The organism is Kribbella sp. NPDC058245, assembly GCF_042882005.1.
In the GTDB taxonomy this organism is placed as follows: domain Bacteria; phylum Actinomycetota; class Actinomycetes; order Propionibacteriales; family Kribbellaceae; genus Kribbella.
Window position 1 is genome coordinate 391,257 of sequence record NZ_JBHVWY010000004.1, and the last position, 20,807, is coordinate 412,063.

Genomic DNA, 20,807 nt, shown 5'->3' on the forward strand with positions numbered 1-20,807 from the left:
CAGTGACTCGAATGAGTTAGGTAGTCCTAACTTTAACGAGCCTTCAGCGCCGATCCCGACTCGTTCCACACCTTGAGATTCATTTCACAAGGCCCCGGCGATGTGCTGGACCTGATAGATTATGGTCATCATCTTAAATTCGTGATGGAGGAACGGGCATGGAACTCAGTGGCGCGGTGGCAGTGGTGACCGGGAGCAACCGGGGCCTGGGGCGGGAGCTGGCGGCGCAGTTGGTGGCGCGCGGAGCGAAGGTGTACGGCGCGGCGCGGCGGCCCGAGACGGTGGACGTGCCAGGTGTCGTACCGCTGAAGCTGGACGTGACCGATCCGGAGTCGATCCTTGAGGCAGCTCGGGTGGCGAGTGACGCAACGCTGCTGGTCAACAACGCGGGGGTGTCGACGCACACCGCGCTGGTCAGTGGCGACTGGGACAACATCCAGCTGGAGCTGGACACGCACCTGGTCGGGCCGCTGCGGTTGATCCGGGCGTTCGCGCCGGTGATCGAGGCGAACGGTGGCGGCGGGGTTCACAACGTCCTGTCGGTGCTCGCGTGGGTTCACCACATCGAGGCGTATGCCGCGTACAGCACCGCCAAGGCCGCGGCGTGGGCGATGACGAACGCCGTCCGCGCCGAGCTCGCGCCGCGCGGGATCGAGGTCAGCTCGCTGCACGTCGGCTACATGGACACCGACATGGCCGACTACGTACCGGTCGGCGAGAAGACCGACCCGGCCGGGGTCGCCAAGCAGGTACTCGACGGGATCGCCGCCGGTGCGGGCGAAGTCCTTGCCGACGAGTTCACCCGGGAGACCAAGGCGAGCATCTTCCAGTAGGTTCGAGGTCGGTCGAGTGAGGAGTTGAGATGGGTCGGGCGTCACGAGCAGATGCGGCGCAACATCGCGACGATGTTGTGCAGGCCACCTCGCGGTTGTTGCGTGAGCGCGGCAGCGCGGGGATCAGCGTGCAGGACGTGATGTCGGCGGCCGGGCTCACTCATGGCGGGTTCTACAAGCACTTCGCGTCGAAGGACGAGCTGATGGGGATCGCCGCCGGCGAGGCCTTCGACGAGGTGCTCGTCCGGATGGCGCCGATGGATCGGGAAGAAGTCGTGAAGGACTACTTGTCGGTCAGCCATCGCGATGATCCGGGCAACGGCTGCGCTTGTACGGCGTTGGCTCCCGACGCGGCTCAGGCCGAGGCCGGGAGCCCGCTGCGCACGGCGTACGCGGAAGGTCTGGCGAAAACGCTCGACGCGTTCGCCGGTTTCGAGGAGGCTGCGGACTCCGACGACGATGCGCGGCGCCGCGCCGTACTGGATCTGGCCACGTTGGTCGGCGCCGTCACGCTGGCGCGGGCTGCTGGGCAGACCCCGCTCTCCGAAGAGATCCTCGCGACAGTGCTCGACCAGCTGACCTAATCCAGGTGGAAGCCCAAGGCCTTCGCGGCTCGGGTGGGGACTGGGTCGGCCCAGTTGGCGGTGTAGTTCTCGATGGTGCACAAGGAGCGCGTCTCGAGCTTGTCCACGTAGACCGTGCCGCGGAGGTGATCGGTCTCGTGCTGCACGATGCGCGCCTGCCAACCCTCGAAGGTCTTGTGGTGCGTCTCGCCGGACGGGTCGTCGAAGCTGGCGTGGACGGCGAAGTAGCGGTTCACCACCGCGGTGTAGCCGGGCATGCTCAGGCAGCCCTCGAAGAAGCCGACCCGGCGGTGCCCGGCCGAGCGGTAGCTCGGGTTGATCGCGGCGAAGAACTCCAGCTTGTACCGGTGCCGCGCCTCGGCGATCTCGGCCGGAACCGTGGCCGGATCCTCCAGTACGGCGATCTGCACCGGTACGCCGATCTGCGGCGCGGCGAGGCCGACACCGGGAGCCGCGCGGTTCGTGCGCTTCATCAGCTCGATGAACTCGGTCAGTACGGCGGCGTCCACCTGACCGTCGAACGGCTCCGCGACCTGCCGCAGTACGGCGTCGCCGAGTGACACGATCGGCGCTACGCCACCATCGCCGTACTTGTCGACGAGCTCCTCGATCTGGTCCTTCACGATGCCAACTCCTGAGGCTGTCTGGACAGAACCGGCCAACGGCAACGCCGCAGCACCGGTGAGCAAGGTACGCCGGGTCAGTGCCATGCGCACCATTATGTGGCGAGTGGGAGCCTCAGGTCGAAGGAGGCGCCGCCGGCGGGTGTGTCGCCGACGGTGAGGGTTCCGCCGTGGGACTGGGCGAGGTCGCGGGCGATGGCGAGGCCGAGACCGGCGCCACCCTCGTCGCGGCTGCGGGCGTCGTCGAGGCGGACGAAACGCTCGAAGATCCGCTCCCGATCGGCCTCCGGTACGCCGGACCCATCGTCCTGAACCTGGATCACGGCCTGTCCGTCGGCGGTGCTGACGACAACGCGAATCTCCTTGCTGGTATGACGTTCGGCGTTGTCCAGCAAGTTGCTCAGCACCCGCGCCAATCGGGTTTTGTTGCCGAGGACAACTGGTTCACCGGTGATCTGCAACCGCGCGGTCCGGCCGTCGATGGCATCTCGGACGAGGTCGGAGACGTGGATGCGCTCGGGGTCAGGGTGGTCGCCCGCGTCGAGACGAGCCAGCAGGAGCAGATCGGCGGCGAGGTGCTGCAGACGGATGGTGTCCGCGATCAGCTCGTCGAGTTCGAGCAGCTCAGGGTGGGCGGCGGCGACCTCGAGCTGGGTCCGGAGCGAGGCGATCGGGCTCCGGAGTTCATGGGATGCATCCGCCACGAAGCCACGTTGCTGGGCGACTGAGGTCTCCAGCGCGGTCAGCGTGTCGTTCGTCGTACGGGCAAGGCGGGCGACCTCGTCGCGGGACTCGGGTACGGGGACGCGGCGGCGCAGGTCGCGGGAACCGGTGATGCCGGCGAGCTCAGCGCGAATCGCCTCGACCGGCGCGAGCGCGCGGCGAGTCACCATCCAGGTGACCAGGGCAACGACCGCGAGCAGGAGCGGTAGGCCGATGAGCATGGTCCGGCTCACGCTCGAGACTGCATCCCCTGCAGTGGCGAGTTCGGCACCGGCTTGGACGGTGACTTCACCGGCGCCCTTCGGCAGCGTCACCTTCAGCGCGGCGAACCGGTAGGCCGCGGTTCGGCCGTCGACCGTCGCCGTACCGTTGGAGTAGCTGGCGTCCCCCTCGGCCACCCGTCCCGCCGGCGGAGTCGGTGTCGGGGAGCTGTCGTCATCAGGCTCGTCATCTCCTCCGCGCCCCCGCCCACGGTTGTCGTCATCATCGCCTGTGGGGGTAGGGGTCGGCTTCGGAGCCACCGTTGGCACTGGAGTCGGCCGGGACGGCTGCACAGGATTGCCGTCGACGGCGGACAAGCCCTCGCTGGCGGCGAGTACCTTGCCACTCGCATCCGTGATGCGGACCGGGTGTTCATCGTCCAGGTCGAGCTTGGCGATCGCCGTACCGGCGGCCAACTGGGAGGCGAGTTGCTGCGCGGTGACCTCGGCCTGCAGTTGAGCTTGGCTGGCGAGGTTGGAACGCAGCAGCAGTACGACGGCCAGTCCGGCGATCACGAGAGCGACCGCGACCACCGCGGTGGCGGCGACTGTGGTTCGGGTCCGGAGAGAGCCGCGCATGTCAGCCACCGTCCCGGGCCAGGCGGTAGCCAGAGCCGCGCACGGTGGTGATCGCCTTCCGGCCGAACGGCGCGTCCAGCTTGCGGCGCAGCGCGCTGACGTAGACCTCGATGATGTTCGGATCGCCGTCGTACGCCGCGTCCCAGACGTGGTCGAGGATCTGCGTCTTCGACACCACCTGGCCGGCGTTCGTGGCGAGATGCTCCAGTACGGCGTACTCCTTCGCGGTCAGGTCGATCTCGTCGGACCCGCGGAAGACCCGGCGCGCGGCCGGTTCGACTCTTAGGTCGCCGAGCTCGATCACCGGGGCTGCTCCCCTGGTACGGCGACGCAGGAGCGCGCGGATCCGGGCCAGCAGGACGACGTACGAGAAAGGCTTGGTCAGATAGTCGTCGGCGCCGGTGTCGAGTCCCTCAGCCTCGTCGTACTCGCCGTCCTTCGCGGTCAGCATCAGCACCGGCGTCTCGTCGCCGGCCGCGCGCAGGTCGGCGCAGACGCGGTAGCCGTTGCGGCCGGGCAGCATGATGTCGAGCAGGACCAGGTCGTACTCACCACTCAGGGCGCGGTCGAGCCCGGTGAGTCCGTCGTACGCGACGTCCACCACGAATCCCTCGGCGACCAGGCCCCGCGCGAGCGAATTGGCCAGCCGTTTCTCGTCCTCGACGATCAGCAACCGCATGCCCCCAGCCTGACACGCCCGCCTGAAGCCCGCTTCAGGTTCCTTCAGGACCGCTTCAGGACCGGTTGGCAAGGTCATTCCCGTCAGCAAGTTCCCCACCGAAAGGCTGCCTGATGAAGCGCCTCGCACTGACCCTGACCGCCGCCGCTGTGCTCACCACTGCGGGTGTCGCCACCGCGTACGCCGTCCAGTCCGACGACAAGCCCACGCCCAGCGCCTCCCCCACCAGCAGCCCGACGGCCAGCCCGACCACCAGCTCGAACGGCGTACCGACCGGATCGCTGACCGCGGCGAAGGCGGTCGCGCAGGCTCTGAAGGACGTCCCGGGTGGTGTGGTGACCGACGTCGACTGGGACAACAGCAAGTGGGAGCTGGACGTGCACACCACCGCCGGCTGGCGCGAGCTGAGCTACGACGCCAACGGCAAGCTCCTGTCCAACCGAGCCGACAACCACGGCGACGACCACGCAGACGACCGCTCCGACGACAGCGGCAACGACTCGGCCCAGGACCGCGCGGAGAACAAGGCCGACCGCTCCGACGACTCTGCCCAGGACCGGGCCGAGGACAAGAGCGGCCGGTCCGACGACAAGGGTGGCGACGACCACGGCAAGCAGGACGACGACAACTGACGCGCCCCGCGAGGCCGGCCGAGCATCCCTCGGCCGGCTCGTACGGCGAGACGCCCAAACACCCAGCGGTGTGAACGGATAACGTTTGCACCGTGTTCGACCGGCCCGAGTCTGCACTGCACATCGTCGCCCGGTCGAAGTTCTACCGCGCGGCGTTCTTGTCGTTGCTGATCGCCGGCATCGGCATGTCCGCCGCCACTCCCCAGCTCACGCTCTTCCTGGTCCGCGACCTCGGTACGCCGCTCCCCGTGGCCGGCCTGTACTACGTCACCAACCTCGCCGCCCCGATCGCCGGCTACCTGCTCGGCCGCCTCTCCGACCGCAGCCACGACCGCCTCCGCCTACTCCGGATCTGCGCGCTCGTCGGCACGGTCGGCTGGCTGGCGATGGCCTCGACCAACGCCGTCTGGCAGCCGTTCGTGATCAGTGCCGTCGTCCTGAGCATCGGCGGCGGGGCAATGGCGCAACTCTTCGCAGCCTGCCGCGACGAACTCAGCCGCAACCCCACCCGAGCCGACAACCGCGTCGTCGCGACCGTGCGGATGGGATTCACCCTCGGCTGGATCCTCGGCCCGGTCCTCGGCAGCTGGTACGGCGGTGTCTTCGGCCTCCGCTCGCTTCTCGTCGCCACCGCGGTCTGCGTCTTCGCCCAGATCATCCCCTTCGGCCGCCAACGCATCGAGCGCTACCAAACGCGGCGAGTCCGGGAATCGGACCGGCGCGAGATCACCCACATGCTGCCGCTCCTCGCGTTCACCACGGTCTGTGTGCTGGCCATGACCGGCGACACGATCAAGTTCGGCTACCTCCCGATCTACATGGCCGACGAACTCCACCTGTCCGACGGAGTCCGTGGCGCAGTCATCGGCATCCAGCCGCTCGTCGAACTCCTCCTGCTCCCCGTCGTCGCCCGCGCGGCCGACCGCTTCGGCGGTCTCCCCGTGATGACCGGCGGCGTCGTGATGGGCCTGGCCGGCAACCTCTCCTTCGCCACCAGTACTGGTGTCGGCATGCTCTTCCTCGGCCAGATCCTGACCGCCGGCCTCTGGGCCTGCGTCGCTGCGATCGGCGTCTCGATCGCCCAGGACCTCTACCCCGAAGGCGTCGGTACGGCGTCCGGTGTCTTCCTCGGCGCTATCCCGGTCGGCTCCGCCATCGGCGGCACGATCGGCGGGATCGGCGTCGCCGCGATCGGTCTCCCCCAGGTCTTCTTCGTCCCCGCCGCCCTGACCAGCCTGGCCATCGTCGGCTTCGTCATCCTCAGCGTGCGAGCCCAACCAAAGCACTAAGCGCCTCGTACGACGGACTCCCCGCAGCCGCGGTCAGCACCATCAACCGCTGCGCGTGACCGCCGGTGCTCCACAAATCGCAGTCAAGAGTGAGCGGCCCAACCACCGGATGCTGATAGTGCTTTGTCCCGTAGCTTCCACCGCTCACGTGATGTTCGGCCCACCACGTGCGGAAGTCGGCATCCTGCACCGACAGCTCACCGACGAGCTGCGCAAGATCCGGATCCCCGGGATCCGCGACCGCCTCCATCCGCAGCGCCGCGACCGCCTCCCGCGCATCGTGATCCCATTCCGCGTGCAAGCGCCGTACCGGATCGTTCTCGAACAGCAGGCGGAGGTAGTTGCGCCGGGCAACCGGTATCGCCGCGAAGTCGGTGTACAAGGCAACAGCCGCCGCATTCCAGGCGAGGATGTCCAATCGCTTGCCCAGGACAACGGCCGGCGTCTCGGTGAGCTGGTCGAGCAACCGCAGCATCGCGGGCCGAACCTTCTGCACGGTACGACGGCGCCGCGGGCGAGCGTCGTTCTTCCCGGCAACGGCGTACAGGTAGGTCAGCTGATCGTCGTCGAGCCGAAGTGCCCGCGCGAGCGTGGACAACACCGAGGCGGACGCCTGCACACGCCCCTGCTCCAGCCGGGTGTAGTAGTCGACGCTGATCGCGGCCAACTGTGCGACCTCTTCGCGCCGCAACCCGGAGACCTTGCGCTGCCGAGTCTCCGGCAGGCCGACATCCTGCGGACGCAAGGCGGCGCGTCGCGAGGTGAGGAACGCGCCGAGGTCGTCAGTCATGGCTCCATTCTCTGCCTAGGACAAGCGGATCTGGGAGGGAAGGATTCCTCCCAGGCACAAACCTGCTGATTTTCCGCGGCGCCCAACCGAGCGAGCGTAGGGACATGAGCAAACTCGACATCACCTTTGACAGCAACGACATCACCCTCGCCGGCCACCTCTACCGGCCACAGACCGAGGGCCCGCACCCGGCGATCGTCGTCGGTCACCCCGGCAGCGGCGTGAAGGAACAGGCCGCCGGCCTTTATGCCCGGCGGCTGTCCGAGGCCGGCTTCGTGACACTCGCGTACGACGCCGCGTACCAAGGCGAGAGCGGTGGCAAACCGCGCGGCCTCGAGGACCCGGCTCAGCGAGTCGAAGACCTCAAGGCCGCGGTCTCCTATCTGTCCGCTCAGAGCTTCGTGACCGAGATCAATGCCTTGGGCATCTGTGCATCCGGCGGTTATGCCTTGGCAGCAACGGCAACCGACCACCGCATCCAGCGGATCGCCACCGTCAGCTCCACCGACATCGCCCGCGTTTTCCGATACGGCGCCGACGGCACGCAGGACCCCGCCGTCTTCGACGGCATGCTCGACCAAGCCGCGGCGGCCCGCGCTGGCGGCCCGCAGGATCTCGTCCTGTTCCCGGAGACCATCGAGCAGGCTCGTGCGCTCGGCGGCGAACACGGCGCCGAAGGCTTCGAGTACTACCGCACCCCGCGGGCCGAACACCCACGGTCCGCGCAGACGTTCCCGTGGATCAGCATCGACCGAATGGCCACCTTCGACGCCTTCGCCGCCGTACCGCTGATCGGTTCGCGTCCGCTACTGATGGTCGCCGGCACCCGCGCCGTGACCGCGTGGATGGGCATCGAGGCCTACCAGCGGGCACGCGGCCCGAAGGAGTTCCACTGGGTCGAAGGCGCCAGCCACGTCGACCTCTACGACAAGCCCGAGTACGTCGTACCGGTAATCGCGAAGCTCGCGGCCTTCTTCCGTACGCCGAAGTGAGCCGACCACACGCATCGACCATCCCGCCTTGAGCACCCACCAACCGCGTTCGGGGCGTCGGCATGGTTGACCCGTGCTCAAGGTCGGGTGGCCGGCTCACCTTGAGCACCTACCAACCACCTTCGGGCCGGGCACACGGCTGAGCCGTGCTCAACGTCGATCGCCGTATCTCGCTCATCGAGGCCTCCTGACGGGATTTCTGGTGACGCCTCGCTAGGCTGGCCGTCATGGTGGACGGGGGCCTGGCGCGATATCGGTGGATCCAGGGGCTGATGGTTGCTGCTGGCGTGCTCTACTGCAGCCTGCTGCTGGAGCTGGCGGCCGGTCGCCCGCTCAACATCCACACCTCGATGCTCAGCGACCTGGCGGCACTGGATCAGCCCACCAGCCTCATTGCGCGCGGGATGGATCTGACGTCGGGGATCCTGCTGGTTCTCGCGGTCGTGCTCGCCCGCCCGGCCGCCCGGCTGGGCCGCGATGTGGCCGCGCTCCTGATCAGCACCGCGCTGTTCGGGGTCGGAACGATGCTCAGCGTCTTCCTGCCCCTGGACTGTGCGCCCTCGTTGAGCCAGGCCTGCCTGGACTCAGAAGGCAGCGGCCGGGCCGGGATGGCGCTGTTCCTTCATGCGACCTTCTCGACCGTCGCCGGCGTCGGTTGCGTGGCGATGGCGGTCTTCGTGCTCCTGATCCTCCGCCGCACGGGCTGGGGTAGCACGGGCGGCCGGACCGCCGCCGTACTGGCTGGAGGGGCCCTGGTCAGTCAGATCTGGCTCACCATCGCGATCGGCATCCAGGAGCTGAAGGGCGATGACGCCCACCAGCCCGGGATCATTCAGCGCGTGTCGGTGGTTCTGGTCTGTCTGATGATGGCGACGGTGGCGCCGGGGTTGAAGCAGGCGCTGACGCCGGCGGAGTCTCTTCAGCCGGTGGGCTGATCCGGGTAAAGACGATCGGCCGAGCAGCAAGCCGCAGCCGTCGACGCCGGAGAAACTCCAGTACGACGACTGTCCCGATCAGCAGGCCGAGGCCGCCGGCTCCGCCCAGCAGGCCGAGTCGCAGCCCAGCCGGGTGATACACGCAGGACACCTTGCTCGCGGACCTGCCGACCGGCATCGCCATCAGACCGGCCATCTGGGTCGGCTTGCGGAAGTCCTGGTTGTCGACCTGGCAGCGCCACCCCGGCGTCCGGACGACCCCCATCACGACGAGCCCACGGGTCTGCGGCTTCAGCTTGACGTCGATGCTGTGGCCGCCGACGTGCACCTCAGCGGGCTGGCTCTGCCGAAGAGCGGTGACCGCGGCGTCGAGCTTGGTGCGGTCCAGGCATCCGATCGGTCGGTCCGGCAGTTGGGTCGACTCCGGCACCCGCAGCTTGACGTCGACCGCGCCGCTCGGCCCCGCCGTACTGACTCGGCGGATCGGTGCACCGCGGAAGATGCCGGGCCGCTTGGCGCCGGTCGTCAGGCTGATCGTCCACTTCTGTCCGTCGACGAGCACGTCACCGACGAACTCGGGCCCGAACAAGTAGACCTCGGAGCCCGGCTTGCACCGCGCGGTCAGGCGGAACTCGCCCGCCCTCTTCAGATCCTGCGGCTGGTTGATGGTCAGCTCGCCCGGCCGCTTGTCGCTGACCGTCACGCTGGAGCCGTCGTCGACGTACGCGCGCAGTTTCGGCGTCGTGTAGACGCTCGCGCCGAGCGCAGTCTCCTGCAGGCCGTACGGCCCGGAAAGGGCCGAGACCCACGGATGCAGCGGGCGCACCGAGACGAACGGCCCGACCTGGCTGCGCGCCAGCCGCAGCTCGCCGGTGGGATCCAGCGTCAGCCGGGCGCCCGTCGCGAAGACGGCGTCGACCACCGGGTTCACCGGATCGACGATGGACCGGCCGAACGCCGAGTACCCGAAGCCGAGGTTGAGCAGTTCCTGGGAGAGCTCGTCCGGAATCGTCGAGCTGTAGTACTCCGGCCCCTCGCCACCGATCAGCATCGGGTCGTTGACCGTGGTGAACGCGCCCGGCGACACCCGCTGCCGCGGCCAGTCGTTGTCCCCCATCACCAGCGCCCGGCTCGTCTCCTGCCGGGCTCCCCACGCGCGGCCGGTGTGGTACTTCTCACCGCGGTGCGCCTCGATCGCGTACGACGACGCCCCCGACTCGATCAGTACGGCGGCAATCACCGCGCCGACCGCGATCCGTAGTACCAGCTGTTTCGGGTCGCGCCGGGTGAAGACCCACGCCAGGATCGCCAGCACCCCGACCACCGGTACGGCGACCGCTGTGACCGCCGTCGACGTCCAGTTGTTCCACGCGAACGCGTACAGCGCCGCCAGGAAAACGGCCGGTATGACGACCGTCGACACGCTGCGGATTCCCGCCGCCGCCGACATCCAGCCGGCGATCACGATCAGCCCGGCGATCACGAACGCCTGCCGGAACGGGTTCCCGTTCGGCGCGTCGAAGCCGTGCCAGATCTCGTGCGTGACGGTGATCTGCATGCTGACCATCGCGAGCAGGATGGCCACCGACCAGACGATCCGCTCCCGGAGTGCAATCTTCCAGTTGAAGGGGAAGCTCAGCGCGAGCAGCAGCATCAGGGTGCCGACGGCCAGGCCCGGCGTCTTCCCGACACCCTCCGATCCAGGCAGCAGCCGGCCGAAGAAGTACAGCCAGCCGATCGGGTGGAAGGTCTCGTCCGGACTGGGCCGCGCGTACCCGACCGATTTGAAGGTCGGCACCAGCAGCGGCGCGGAAAGCGCGATCCCGACCAGGACCACGATCAGGCTGCGCACCGCGCCACCGATCCGGCGGCCCCAGTCGCCACCGTCAGGGTCGGACAGGACGCGGGCGATCACGACGATCGCCGCGCCCAGCGTGGCCATGTAGACGGTGTAGAAGTGCGAGTACCAGAACAGGGTGATGACGAACGGCGAGATGATCATCGACGGCAGTGAGCGCGACTTCCAGACCCACTCGCACATCAGGCAGATCAGCGGGAACGCGATCAGGCCGTAGAGCCAGCCGGTCATGTAGCCGCCGTCGTCGAGCGCCCACCCGCAGGTCGCGTACGAGACCCCGGCGAGCCCGGCCAGCCAGACCGGCCCGGTCGGGCGCAGCTTGCGCAGGTACGCCGTCATCGCTCCCGCTGCGCAGGCGATCGCGGTCGCCGAGATCACGTAGAGCGCGAGGTCGATCTTGTCCCGCGGGAACAGCAGCACGATCCAGGACAGGGCGGCCCCGTTGTAGGCCATGAAGTCGCCGATATACGGAACGCCGTACCCGCTGGACCAGTTGAAGAAGAAGTCGCCCGGCCCGGTCCCGGTCAGCAGGTCGCGCAGATGAGCGTGCATCGGGATGAACTGCTGCCCGAGGTCCAGGATGTTGCGCGGGACGTCGCCGAACGGATAGCTGCCGCGAATGATCCCGCCGGCGATGTACGCGAGGGCAGCCGCCAGCGCCGCCACCGGCACTGCCAACCACCCGCGCCCTCGCCCCTGGGCTGCCGCCATCAGTCTTCATCCCTCGCTCGTGACCCCGCTGCGCCGTCCGACCTTATCCGAGAGGGTCGGCGAGGGATGAAAGTTGCCCTGCACAAGCAGGTGTTCCCGATCGGGTACCCACGCTAGACCGCTCAGAGATAGTGAAACCCAGGGTGCGGATGCATCAGGAAATCATGGTGCGAGATGTTCCACGCATACGCACCCGCCATTGCGAACACGATACGGTCCCCGGCCCGCACCTCGGCGACCGGAATCCCCTGTGCCAGCAGGTCTTTCGGCGTACACAGCTGACCGGTCAACGACACTCGCCCAGCCGCTCCCGGCCGCGGCCACGGGTGCGACCACTCTTCGACTGGTACGACGGCGAACGGCTGATCGTGTCCCTTCGTCGCCGGTGTCCGAAGGTGATGCGTACCACCCCGGACCACGGCGAAGTGCTCACCTTGGCTCGTCTTCACGTCCAGCACCTCGGTGGCGTAGTAGCCGCAGTACGCCGTGAGCGCGCGTCCCGGCTCGATCCGAAGCCGCAACTCCGGTCGTCGGTCGAGCAGCTTGCCCAGACCGTCACCGAACTCGACCCAGTCGAACCGTGCGGACGGGTGGGCGTAGTCGACCGCCATCCCGCCGCCGACGTTCACCTCGTCGAAACGCAGGCCATGCCGGGTGGCCAGCGCGGCCGACCAGTTCACGATCTGCTCAGTCACCGCGAGGTGCTCGGCCGCGCTCAGACCGCTACCAAGGTGCGCGTGGATCCCGCGCAGCCGGAGTTGCTGACCGATCGGACCGGCCAGCAACGCCAAGGCGCTCGCAACAGCCGCCGGGTCGAGGCCGAACGGGCTCGGCCGACCACCCATGGCCAGGGCGACCGACTCGAGCGAGCCCTCCGCCACCGGCACGTTGACCCGCAGCATGACGTCGACCCGCTGCTCACCGTCTAGCGCGGCCGCCAGTTGGTAGAGCTCCTGCACGCTCTCCACGTGCCACCGATGCACCCCGGCCGCGACCGCCGCAGCGATCTCGGCCGGCGTCTTGCCGGGCCCTCCGAAGGCGAGCGGCGCATCAGGCGCCGCCTGACGTACATGCGCCAACTCCCCCGCACTGGACACCTCGTAGCCGTCAACGGAGCTCCGCAGAGCCTCCAGTACGGCGGTGTCCGGGTTGGCCTTGGCCGCGTAGTACAGCTCGACACCCGCTGGCAGCGCTGCCCGCACCGCCGCCGCGTGGGTGCGCAGCGCGCCCAGGTCGTAGACGTAGGCGGGCAGCGCGTCCGCCGCCAGACCGGCGGCGAACGCGCTCACATTGGAAGGTACGGTCACCGCGCGACAGGCTCGGTCGTGGCAGCGAGAACAGCCTCCGCGATCGGCGACGGCAACCGAACGTAACCGGCACTCCGGTCCGGCAGCCGGCCCCACCGGGTCAGCATGTTCGTCTTCGCCGGCAGCGGTACGCCGGCCAGCAGCGCCGCAAGTAGCGGCGGGCAGCCGTTCTCGTCGGCGTACTCCTCCATCGCGGTCCGCACCTCGGCCCACAACCGGCCCTCGAGCTCCGGGCTCAGGTCGGCCACGGCACCGAGCAGGTCTGAGACGTGGTTGACGAGCAGGCAGTAGACCACCCGGTCCCAGCCGCGCTGAGCGTCGTACGTCATCGGACCGGCGACGTCCGCAGGCAGGCCCGCGAGGGTCTCGGTGTGCAGCTCGTCGACGAGCTTGGTGCCTTCGAGGTCCCGGAAGAGCACCTGCACCGGCTGGTTGTTCGCGTCGACACCGATCAGCACGTTCTGCAGGTGCGGCTCGAGTACGACGCCGTGGTCGAGGTAGGCGGCCAGCACAGGCGGTACCAACAGCCGCAGGTACGCCGCCCACCAGGACAGGATCTCGGCGTCATCAGCGTCTTCGAGCAGCAGCGAGATGTGCGCGGAGCTCGTCGCATACTCATCAGCCACGGCTGCTGCCATCAACGGCGTCACACCAGGACGCAGTACGTCGTTCAGTCCGGTCCGCACGATCAGTCCGAAGCCCTCGTAGACCGCGAGATCGGCAGCACCATCTGCAGCCGGCAGGGCCAGCGTCCGGAACGCGGGCTCCCGCAGTACGGCGGCACCGGGGAAGCGCGCGGCCAGATCCGCCAGCACCGGCGCGAGCAAGCGGGTGAGCGCAACCGCGCCCGTCATCTCGTACGCCGCGTTCTTGCGCAGGCAGTTGGTGATCCGGATGTTCAGGCTGAACTTGAGGAAGGCGTCCGGACCGGCCAGCGTGCGGACCGAGGAGGTCGGCGTGAACGGCACACCACCGACACCGAGGTCGATGACGTCGCCACGCTCGACCGCGGCCTGGAACAGCGGGTTGTCCTGAATCATCGCGAACTGCCACGGGTGTGCGGGCAGCAACCGGTAGCCGGCCGGGACCTCAGCCAGGTTGTCTAACAGCGCGGTGATCTCCGGGTCGAGGCTCTCCTCGGCGAGCAGGTCCGCGCGGACGGCAAGATGCCGCAACTGGAACGCCGCCCGCGATTCCGGCGCGTAGGCCGCCCAGTCGTCGCGATCCTCGGTCCTGGCCTTCGGCGCCGGATGGAAACGGTGTCCGAAGAGCATCGCCTGTTCCGATTCGAGAAACCGGTCCGCGCCGGCGGGACGCGTCCGAGTCAGTGCACGCGTGACACCCTCGTGGCTCGATTCGATCTGCGGAAGGAATTCCTCATTCTCGAATCCACTCCGCAGGGCGAGCTCCCGCCGTACCAGGTCGGCCAGTTCACGCCAGGTCAGCTCGGCCCAGAACGCGCCATGCTCCTGGAACACCGGCCCAGTGAAGCGATGTGCTCCGACCAACGCCGTCCGGCGCAGCTCGACGCGCAAGAGGACGCCGGCCCGCGGCAATCGGAGCAGCAGCCAGCCGTCGTCGACAGCGCTCTGGTGCTCCGGCGCGGAGACCTCGCGCAGCAGGCAGTTGAGCAGGGTGTGCGCGACGACGTGGTCGGCCCGCGGTAGTGCGGTCGCAGCCGGGGGAAGGGACTGCATGACAGACATAGGTGACTCCGAAGTCATCCGGGGACGAGTGAGCAACACGGCGGAAACGGCTGTGACCAAGGCTGCGCAGGTGCCGATCAGCACCGGGGCGGCTGCACCGAACAGGCTGTTCGAGACAGCTGCGACGGCGCCGGCGGCGACAGCGCCGGCCTTGGAGAAGAATTCGACGGTACCGAACATCCGGCCGGGTGCGCGCCCTCTCGCGGCGTCCGCGGCCAGAATCGACAGACACACCAGACCGAGCGTCATCCCGATCCCGAGGATGAGCCGCGCGACGACGAAACCGGGCAGGGTCCGGACCACCGCATGCGCGGCCAGGCCGAGCGCGACGAACGCGAACCCGGCGGCCAGCCCACTGCGCGAATGCGTGCGGAACCGCTGGTGCACGCCACTTGCGAACACCAGGTAACACAGGTGTGGCAAGGCGAACAGAACTCCGGCAACTGCCCCGGACGTGTTCGGCATCCGCCGTTCGATCAACGCGATCAAGTAGGGAAACGAGATGATGGTTGCGAACACGAACGCAAACTCGAAGACATACAGCAACCGGAGCGTTCGCAGCGGTGGCGGTGGCTCGGTCGACACGACCTCGTGCAGTTCGACAACCGGATGATCGGGTTCCGGCAGCAGAACCAGCAGTACGGCGGCGGCCAGCGGCAGCACGGCCATGATCAGGTACTGGCGGTGTGGGGAGACCCACGGACTCAGTGAGCCGACCAGGATCGGTGCGACCACCAACGCGGCTCGCGCACTCCCCTGCATCAGCGTGAGTGCCTTGGACAGCTTGTCGCCGGTCAGCGCCGCCGCCAGATAACCGTTGCTCGCGGCAAACGTTCCACCGAGGAAGCCCTGGAGAACGAGAGCCAGCGTGAAGGCCGGCAGGCTGTTCGCGAGCCCGGCCGCGAGGAACGCGATCGAGAGTCCGAGCTGTGCCCGGAGCAGCAGCCGCTTCCGGCCGTAGCGATCGGCGAGACGGCCCCAGAACGGCGCCCCGATCGCGCTGAAGACGGTCGGAACGACGTACAGGAGTCCGGCCCAGCGTCCGCTCTCGTCGCCGAGCGACGGCAGGATCTCGGTCAGGTACGGCGGGAGGCCGAGCGCGGCGAATGAGGCCACGAAGTAGCAGCCCGCGATCGCGGGGACGTGCATCCGGCTGAGGTGCGGGCGCGGCGGAGCGACCGGTCGTGTCGCGAGGAGAGTCACCGCGCGAGCCGGAGGTAGTTCGGGCCGGTCGTGTAGTGCTTGTTGATGTCGGCGGCACCCGACCGCTGCTTGCTCAACAGCGTCCCGGCGGTGATCATCGCTTTCACCGGCAGACGGTCGGCGTCCAGCAAATCCGCTCGTAGCGCGTCGCCGTTCGGACCGAGCCGGTCGATGGCCTCGGTCAGGCGGGTGCGCAGGATCGCGAGCAGATCACTGTCTGCCAGCTCAAACGCGAGCGACGCCGTACAGAGGTGAATGGTGATGGTGGTGAAGAGATCGGTGAGAGCGCGGTCGTCGTCGGCGAACATCCGCTCGTCGGTGAACGCGCCGCGATCCGGCCAGCGCTGCAAGTTGATCCGGAGGCCGTCGTTGTCCTTGTAGAGCAGGCGAATCCGGGTCTTGCCGTCGATACGACCGAAGATCACCGAGGTGTTCTGCTGATGGGACTCGAGCGCGATCCCGTAGCCGAACAGGGTCGTCTGCCAGTCCAGGAGCAGCGTGACTAAGGCGTCGTACAGGTCGTGGAGCTTGCCGTCGTAGAAGCGGTCGGCGAGGTGGTCGATGACGCGCCGGCCGCTCGGGGCCTGCGCGGTGAAGGCGGCGAGCGGGACGGTGAGGGCGTCGTCGAGGTCATCCGGGTAGCGACGGAGCAGTACGGCGAGAAGCTCGTCACCGCTCTCGTAGTACGTCTGCTCGTCAGCGTTCAGGATGGTCGTGGCGAACCGCGGTTCCTTCGCGATGATCTCGTGCACCAGGCGTTCACCTGCAGCACCGTCAACGAGGACGCCCGCCTTGATCGTCCGGCGGTTCCGCGCGCCGAGAGTGGCCGTTGCCATCGGCAACTTCAGGTGGCAGCTCGGGTCCTGCACGACGGCCACGGTCCGGGTAGACAGCGTCGGTACGACGTCCAGGTACGGAACCGGACCGAGGACACCAAAGGTGACTTCGGTCAACGGGTGCAGCGGCAGCGTCGTGTGATCGGTGAGCTCGGGCAGGCCGATGTCGGCGGGCGTCGGCCACCAAGTCGGCCAGTCAGCCTTGGCCGGCCCCGGGACGGCGATCCACCGGAGCTGGAAGGTCGGGTGGAACTCGGGGGTATACCCGCGCACCTGCACCGTCGTCAGCCCGAGCCGACCACGCGCGGTCGGGTACACGGGGTGATCGAGGAAGGCCGCCAACGTGTCGAACGCGAGCGAACCACCCAAACCCGTCCATTCGGTCGGGTCGTCGCCGTACCGCTCCGCCAGCCCGGCCAGAACCTCGGCTTGGACCTCGTCGTGCAACTCCATCGTGGCGAGCGTCTGTCGACACTCATCCGCGAACGTGTCGTAACCGCCGCGATCCTCCCGGTCAGCCAAGTCCCGCAGTACGGCGAGGATCTCGTCGAGCGTGGTCAGCTCGTCGCCGTCGACCTCAAGCAGCGGCCGGCGAGCGCCGTACTCGGACTGAAAGCCCTCCTCAGCCACCGGCAACGCGAGCAGTCGACCGCCGAGCTCAAGCTGGAGCCACGAACCGTCGGACCGCTCGACGAGGGTGCTTCTGGTGCGCAGCCCGAGCACGTCTTCACGAATCAGAGTGGAGAGAACGCGCAAGGTCAGAGTTGCCGCTGCGTTCACGGCTGAATGTCCCAGACGTTGTCGCGGAGGAACGCCGCGGCGACCTGCTGGAGCGCGGCCTGGTCCGGGCCAATGCCCTGGATGATGCCGAGGTAGTCGCGGTTCGTGGCGTAGTGCGGGTGCTCCTCACCGACCTCGCGGAAGGTCCGGTAGGACAGCGCGATGCCGTCGACCACCCGGTCGAACGGCTTCGGCGCCGCCTTCAACGTCCCGGCCCGGTCGGCACAGGCATAGAGGCTGTACGACGTCAGGTCGGTGCGCGCGCCGAGATCCGCCGGAAGCGGTTCGCCGAGGTAGACCCGCAGTACCTGCTCGAAGTACGGAATGCCGAGGATCTGCTCGAGCGCGAGGTCCATCCGGTCGCCGATCGCGCGGTAGTTGACCTCGATCAGCCGGGCCCGGCCGTCGTCCTGTACGACGAACTCGGTGTGGCACGCGCCGAACCCGACCCCGAGCGCGTCGAGCTGGGCCAAGACCTGGTCGGTGATCGCCTGCGGATGCGCCCCGACGAACTCCAGCGACAACTCGATGAAGGCCGGCGGCTCGGAGATCGCCGTACGGAATCCGCCGAGCACCTGGCGCGTCCTACCGTCGCCGAGCGTCTCCAGCGTGCGCAGGTCGCCGGCCAGGAACTCCTCGACCAGCAGTACGACGTCCGACCGGCGCTCCCGGACCTCGGTGACGAACCGGACCAGGCCGGCCAGGTCATCAACCAGCGCGACGTCCTCACTCGCAACGCCCTCACGAGGCTTGACCACGCACGGGAACGGGATGTCGGTCAGGGCCGCCGGGTCCTGACCAGGCGCCAGCTCGGCGGCCCAGACTGTGTCGAGCCCGGCCGCTCTCAGGCAACGCCTGGTCTCCGCCTTGTTCTTCGCACGGAACGCGGCCTGCCAGTCCTTCCCCGGGAGACCGAAGTACTGGGCGACGAGGCTGGCCTGCGTCTGCAGGTGATCGCTGTTGGTGAAGACCGCGTCCGGCGCGTGCTGCCGGGAGATTTCGCCGATCACCTCGCGGAAGTCCCGGACCGCACACTCGCGGATCTCCGGAAGCTGCGGAAAGTCCTTGTAGGCCTCGCGATGCGCGGCCGCCGAGTCCGTCAGGACGGTCACCTCGAGCCCGCGGCGCGCGGCCGCCGGGAGGAATCCTTCAGTGACGGAATCGGTCGGATTGAGGGCGAGCAGGTACAGCCGCATACCGAACGAGTCCTCCTGAACTGGGGCGGGAGACTCGATCATCTTCGGTAAGCCTATCCTTAGTCAATCCGGACGACGAGAGGTCCGTCACGCGGGCATCCCGCGGTCATTGCCATCCCCGCAGACCGGCATTCAGCCCGGCCTGGAAGCGGCTGGTGGCGTGCAGCGAGTCCTGCAGATGGGTGATCCGGCGGCGCAGCGTGCGGGGGCTGATGCCGAGGTGGCGGGCGATCGCTTCGTCCTTCATGCCGCTGGCCAGCAGGTTGAGCAGCTGAGTGTCGGGAGTCTCGGCGGCAGCCACATGCAGGGGTGTCGCCTGCCGCCAGAGCTGATCGAAGAGGACCTGGAGCGCGCTGGTGAGGACAGAGTCGGTGACGATGACCGCGCGGGGCTGGGTGGTGGCGGGCATGTCACCGGCCAGCGGGAGCATCGCCGTCGAGCCGTCGACGATCAGGAGTTTGACGGGGACCTGCGGGAGGACGCGGGACTGTTCGCCGCGGTCGGCCATCGAGGACAGGCGGGTCACCCAATCGGGGTGGTCGAGGACCTCGGAGGCGTAGATCGCGCGGAAGCGGACGCCGCGGTCGAGGAGGGCGAGCTCGGCACCGGACACCTGACTGCTGCCATCGGCAACGTACGGCGGGGTGTCGGTACCGACCGCCTGTTCGGTTGCCCCACGCAACATGTCGTCGATCCGCGCCTCGATCGCGTCCCGGCCGACCGCGATCTCGATCAGGCGACTCGGCTCGGCCCGCAGTTGACCGGCGGTGAACTCGCGGGCGAGCTGATCGGCCATCGACGCGACGCCGTCGAGCGCCGCACGGCGTTCTCGTACCAGCATGCCGAGGCCCGACCGCGGATCGACCGGCGCCGGCGCGGCCTCGGACTAGGACCGCACCAGCCCGGCCGCGACCAGCCGGTCGACCGTGGCCGCGATTGTTGCCGTCGGCACCTCAAGCGCCTCGGCGTGCCGATCCACCGGTACGCCGGGATCGCGGAGCACCTGGCGGTAAACCAGAGCGTCGAATCCGGATAGCCCTACCGCATCCCAGTCAGCCACGGACCCAGGCTAGTTGGCCGGTATCGGCGTTTGGCCGGAATGGGCGCCGTACCGGCACCGGCAGGGCTTAGCGTGACCTCGACCCCAACCGTTGTCCAAGGAGTGAGCCTTGCGTCTGCATGCCGGTCGTACCGTGATCGCCCTGGTGGGTGCGATCACCAGTGCGCTACTCGTCAGCTCGGGAGCTGGTGCCGCGACGGCGACCTTCTCACCGCAGTCGATCGTCTGGCCGACCCAGTCCGACGGCTACGTCCTCGGCCGGGTCACCTGCAGTACGACGACCTGTCCGGCCGCCGTGAAGGCGACGCACGACGGCGGTAAGACGTGGGCCGCCGTCGGCCGCACGCACAACGGACTGGCGATGAGCGGCGAGCGCGGGCTGACCAGCCTGCAGTTCGCGACTAAGACCTTCGGTTGGGCGTACGACCCGTTCCTCGAGGCCACCCGCGACGGCGGTAAGACGTGGACCCAGGTCCCGATCCCCGGTGGTGACGCCAAGGTGCTCAACCTGCTCGCCGCTCAGGACGGGACGTACGTCGTCACCTCCGGCTGCGCGATCGGCAGCGGCATCTGCGATGACCGGCCGCTCAAGGTCTGGCGCGCACCGGCCGGCCAGCTCACCGGCTGGAAGCAGGTGAAGGTCGACGTGGCCGCCGGTGATCACGCCGCGCTCGCGTCCTCCGGCGCGACGGTTTACTTGCTCGCGGCCCCCTTCGTCGACCAGAGCCGGCTCAGTACGATCAGCGGCGGCGTGGTCAAGCCCGTCAGCACGGTCACCTGCCCGACGCAGGAGGACGGATTCGCCACCGACCTCGCCGCCAACGCACCGAACCGGATCTTCATCCTCTGCAACGCCAACTTCGGTCGCGGCCACTCGGACAAGTCGGTGATGGTCTCTGCCGATGGCGGCCGCACCTTCCGGTACGACGCTGTCACCGGCGGACTCGGTCTGGGCAGCCAGCTCGCGGTCGGTGCGGACGGTGCGGTTCTCCTGACCACTGTCACCGCCAGCCTGGTCTACAACCGGCCGGCGTTCGCCAAGTCCTGGCAGGTGGCCGACAACTGGCTCGAGAACAGCGAACACATCCACGACCTGGTGTGGCAGTCGGCCACGACCGCCTGGATGGTCGAGCGCGACGCGGCATACACGCCGGACACCCGCCTGTGGATGACCCGCGATGCGGGGCAGACCTGGCAGCAGACCACGATCCCCGCCTGAGGAGTTATTGCT

General features: G+C 68.4%; 18 protein-coding genes. 7 read left to right on the plus strand and 11 right to left on the minus strand.

Features of this window, described 5'->3' with window-relative positions; translation table 11 throughout:
* The first annotated feature begins 158 nt into the window (after nt 1-158).
* Both ACFVWG_RS11180 and ACFVWG_RS11185 read left to right on the plus strand, forming a co-directional pair.
* A complete protein-coding gene (locus ACFVWG_RS11180) occupies nt 159-833 on the plus strand; it encodes an SDR family oxidoreductase (protein WP_391543063.1) in 675 nt (224 codons plus the stop codon).
* 29 nt (nt 834-862) lie between these two features.
* Nucleotides 863-1,417: a TetR family transcriptional regulator gene (locus ACFVWG_RS11185; RefSeq protein ID WP_391543064.1), complete on the plus strand. Its 555-nt coding sequence runs from the start codon at nt 863-865 to the stop codon at nt 1,415-1,417.
* On the opposite strand, the gene ACFVWG_RS11190 is transcribed toward ACFVWG_RS11185, so the two are convergent.
* The 3 genes from ACFVWG_RS11190 to ACFVWG_RS11200 are packed head-to-tail and all read right to left on the minus strand — an operon-like array spanning nt 1,414 to nt 4,281.
* On the minus strand, nt 1,414-2,127 hold the full coding sequence (locus ACFVWG_RS11190; RefSeq protein ID WP_391543065.1) for a peptide deformylase: 714 nt from the start codon (nt 2,125-2,127) through the stop codon (nt 1,414-1,416). The two genes, ACFVWG_RS11185 and ACFVWG_RS11190, sit on opposite strands and share 4 nt — an antisense overlap.
* An 8-nt stretch (nt 2,128-2,135) precedes the next feature.
* Nucleotides 2,136-3,602 carry a sensor histidine kinase gene (locus ACFVWG_RS11195; RefSeq protein WP_391543066.1) on the minus strand — a complete coding sequence of 489 codons (1,467 nt, stop codon included), beginning with the start codon at nt 3,600-3,602 and terminating at the stop codon, nt 2,136-2,138.
* A 1-nt stretch (nt 3,603) separates the two neighbouring features.
* Nucleotides 3,604-4,281, minus strand: coding sequence for a winged helix-turn-helix domain-containing protein (locus ACFVWG_RS11200; RefSeq protein WP_391543067.1), 678 nt, complete (start codon nt 4,279-4,281; stop codon nt 3,604-3,606).
* A gap of 113 nt (nt 4,282-4,394) precedes the next feature.
* Between ACFVWG_RS11200 and ACFVWG_RS11205 the strand changes: the two genes are divergently transcribed.
* Together ACFVWG_RS11205 and ACFVWG_RS11210 are read left to right on the plus strand one after the other, a co-directional pair.
* A complete protein-coding gene (locus ACFVWG_RS11205) occupies nt 4,395-4,913 on the plus strand; it encodes a hypothetical protein (RefSeq protein WP_391543068.1) in 519 nt (172 codons plus the stop codon).
* Between the two features lie 92 nt (nt 4,914-5,005).
* Entirely contained in the window at nt 5,006-6,202 is a 1,197-nt protein-coding gene (locus tag ACFVWG_RS11210) for an MFS transporter (RefSeq protein ID WP_391543069.1), read from the plus strand.
* Here ACFVWG_RS11210 and ACFVWG_RS11215 read toward each other — a convergent pair.
* Nucleotides 6,174-6,992 carry a helix-turn-helix domain-containing protein gene (locus ACFVWG_RS11215; protein ID WP_391543070.1) on the minus strand — a complete coding sequence of 273 codons (819 nt, stop codon included), beginning with the start codon at nt 6,990-6,992 and terminating at the stop codon, nt 6,174-6,176. The genes ACFVWG_RS11210 and ACFVWG_RS11215 overlap by 29 nt on opposite strands.
* Nucleotides 6,993-7,096: 104 nt before the next feature.
* Between ACFVWG_RS11215 and ACFVWG_RS11220 the strand changes: the two genes are divergently transcribed.
* The gene (locus ACFVWG_RS11220) at nt 7,097-7,984 is read left to right on the plus strand and encodes an alpha/beta hydrolase (protein WP_391543071.1); all 888 of its coding nucleotides are present in this window, start codon (nt 7,097-7,099) and stop codon (nt 7,982-7,984) included.
* Nucleotides 7,985-8,211: 227 nt separating this feature from the next.
* Nucleotides 8,212-8,919, plus strand: a complete 708-nt coding sequence (locus ACFVWG_RS11225) for a DUF998 domain-containing protein (RefSeq protein WP_391543072.1) — start codon at nt 8,212-8,214, stop codon at nt 8,917-8,919.
* On the opposite strand, the gene ACFVWG_RS11230 is transcribed toward ACFVWG_RS11225, so the two are convergent.
* From ACFVWG_RS11230 to ACFVWG_RS11260, 7 genes are all read right to left on the minus strand, one after another.
* The gene (locus tag ACFVWG_RS11230; protein ID WP_391543073.1) at nt 8,813-11,488 is read right to left on the minus strand and encodes a YfhO family protein; all 2,676 of its coding nucleotides are present in this window, start codon (nt 11,486-11,488) and stop codon (nt 8,813-8,815) included. The two genes, ACFVWG_RS11225 and ACFVWG_RS11230, sit on opposite strands and share 107 nt — an antisense overlap.
* Before the next feature lie 122 nt (nt 11,489-11,610).
* Nucleotides 11,611-12,795, minus strand: a complete 1,185-nt coding sequence (locus tag ACFVWG_RS11235) for a type III PLP-dependent enzyme (RefSeq protein WP_391543074.1) — start codon at nt 12,793-12,795, stop codon at nt 11,611-11,613.
* Nucleotides 12,792-15,704 (minus strand): MFS transporter, encoded by a 2,913-nt coding sequence (locus tag ACFVWG_RS11240; protein ID WP_391543075.1) that lies wholly within the window; start codon nt 15,702-15,704, stop codon nt 12,792-12,794. Before ACFVWG_RS11240 ends, ACFVWG_RS11235 begins: the two co-directional genes overlap by 4 nt.
* Nucleotides 15,701-17,320 carry an IucA/IucC family protein gene (locus ACFVWG_RS11245; RefSeq protein WP_391543076.1) on the minus strand — a complete coding sequence of 540 codons (1,620 nt, stop codon included), beginning with the start codon at nt 17,318-17,320 and terminating at the stop codon, nt 15,701-15,703. The genes ACFVWG_RS11240 and ACFVWG_RS11245 overlap by 4 nt, the downstream gene beginning before the upstream one ends.
* Entirely contained in the window at nt 17,317-18,558 is a 1,242-nt protein-coding gene (locus ACFVWG_RS11250) for an acetyl-CoA carboxylase biotin carboxylase subunit family protein (RefSeq protein WP_391543077.1), read from the minus strand. Before ACFVWG_RS11250 ends, ACFVWG_RS11245 begins: the two co-directional genes overlap by 4 nt.
* A gap of 64 nt (nt 18,559-18,622) precedes the next feature.
* On the minus strand, nt 18,623-19,357 hold the full coding sequence (locus ACFVWG_RS11255; RefSeq protein WP_391543078.1) for a LuxR C-terminal-related transcriptional regulator: 735 nt from the start codon (nt 19,355-19,357) through the stop codon (nt 18,623-18,625).
* A gap of 45 nt (nt 19,358-19,402) precedes the next feature.
* Nucleotides 19,403-19,576, minus strand: coding sequence for a helix-turn-helix domain-containing protein (locus ACFVWG_RS11260; protein WP_391543079.1), 174 nt, complete (start codon nt 19,574-19,576; stop codon nt 19,403-19,405).
* Nucleotides 19,577-19,685: 109 nt separating this feature from the next.
* Here ACFVWG_RS11260 and ACFVWG_RS11265 point away from each other — a divergent pair, with 109 nt between their 5' ends.
* The gene (locus tag ACFVWG_RS11265; RefSeq protein WP_391543080.1) at nt 19,686-20,795 is read left to right on the plus strand and encodes a hypothetical protein; all 1,110 of its coding nucleotides are present in this window, start codon (nt 19,686-19,688) and stop codon (nt 20,793-20,795) included.
* Nucleotides 20,796-20,807: the final 12 nt, after the last annotated feature.

Excerpts from the sequence above, each read along its gene's own strand:
- ACFVWG_RS11180 (WP_391543063.1), top strand. The coding sequence starts at position 159 with ATGGAACTCAGTGGCGCGGTGGCAGTGGTGACCGGGAGCAACCGGGGC.
- ACFVWG_RS11185 (WP_391543064.1), top strand. The coding sequence starts at position 863 with ATGGGTCGGGCGTCACGAGCAGATGCGGCGCAACATCGCGACGATGTT.
- ACFVWG_RS11190 (WP_391543065.1), bottom strand. The coding sequence starts at position 2,127 with ATGGCACTGACCCGGCGTACCTTGCTCACCGGTGCTGCGGCGTTGCCG.
- ACFVWG_RS11195 (WP_391543066.1), bottom strand. The coding sequence starts at position 3,602 with ATGCGCGGCTCTCTCCGGACCCGAACCACAGTCGCCGCCACCGCGGTG.
- ACFVWG_RS11200 (WP_391543067.1), bottom strand. The coding sequence starts at position 4,281 with ATGCGGTTGCTGATCGTCGAGGACGAGAAACGGCTGGCCAATTCGCTC.
- ACFVWG_RS11205 (WP_391543068.1), top strand. The coding sequence starts at position 4,395 with ATGAAGCGCCTCGCACTGACCCTGACCGCCGCCGCTGTGCTCACCACT.
- ACFVWG_RS11215 (WP_391543070.1), bottom strand. The coding sequence starts at position 6,992 with ATGACTGACGACCTCGGCGCGTTCCTCACCTCGCGACGCGCCGCCTTG.
- ACFVWG_RS11220 (WP_391543071.1), top strand. The coding sequence starts at position 7,097 with ATGAGCAAACTCGACATCACCTTTGACAGCAACGACATCACCCTCGCC.
- ACFVWG_RS11225 (WP_391543072.1), top strand. The coding sequence starts at position 8,212 with ATGGTGGACGGGGGCCTGGCGCGATATCGGTGGATCCAGGGGCTGATG.
- ACFVWG_RS11230 (WP_391543073.1), bottom strand. The coding sequence starts at position 11,488 with ATGGCGGCAGCCCAGGGGCGAGGGCGCGGGTGGTTGGCAGTGCCGGTG.
- ACFVWG_RS11250 (WP_391543077.1), bottom strand. The coding sequence starts at position 18,558 with ATGATCGAGTCTCCCGCCCCAGTTCAGGAGGACTCGTTCGGTATGCGG.
- ACFVWG_RS11255 (WP_391543078.1), bottom strand. The coding sequence starts at position 19,357 with ATGCTGGTACGAGAACGCCGTGCGGCGCTCGACGGCGTCGCGTCGATG.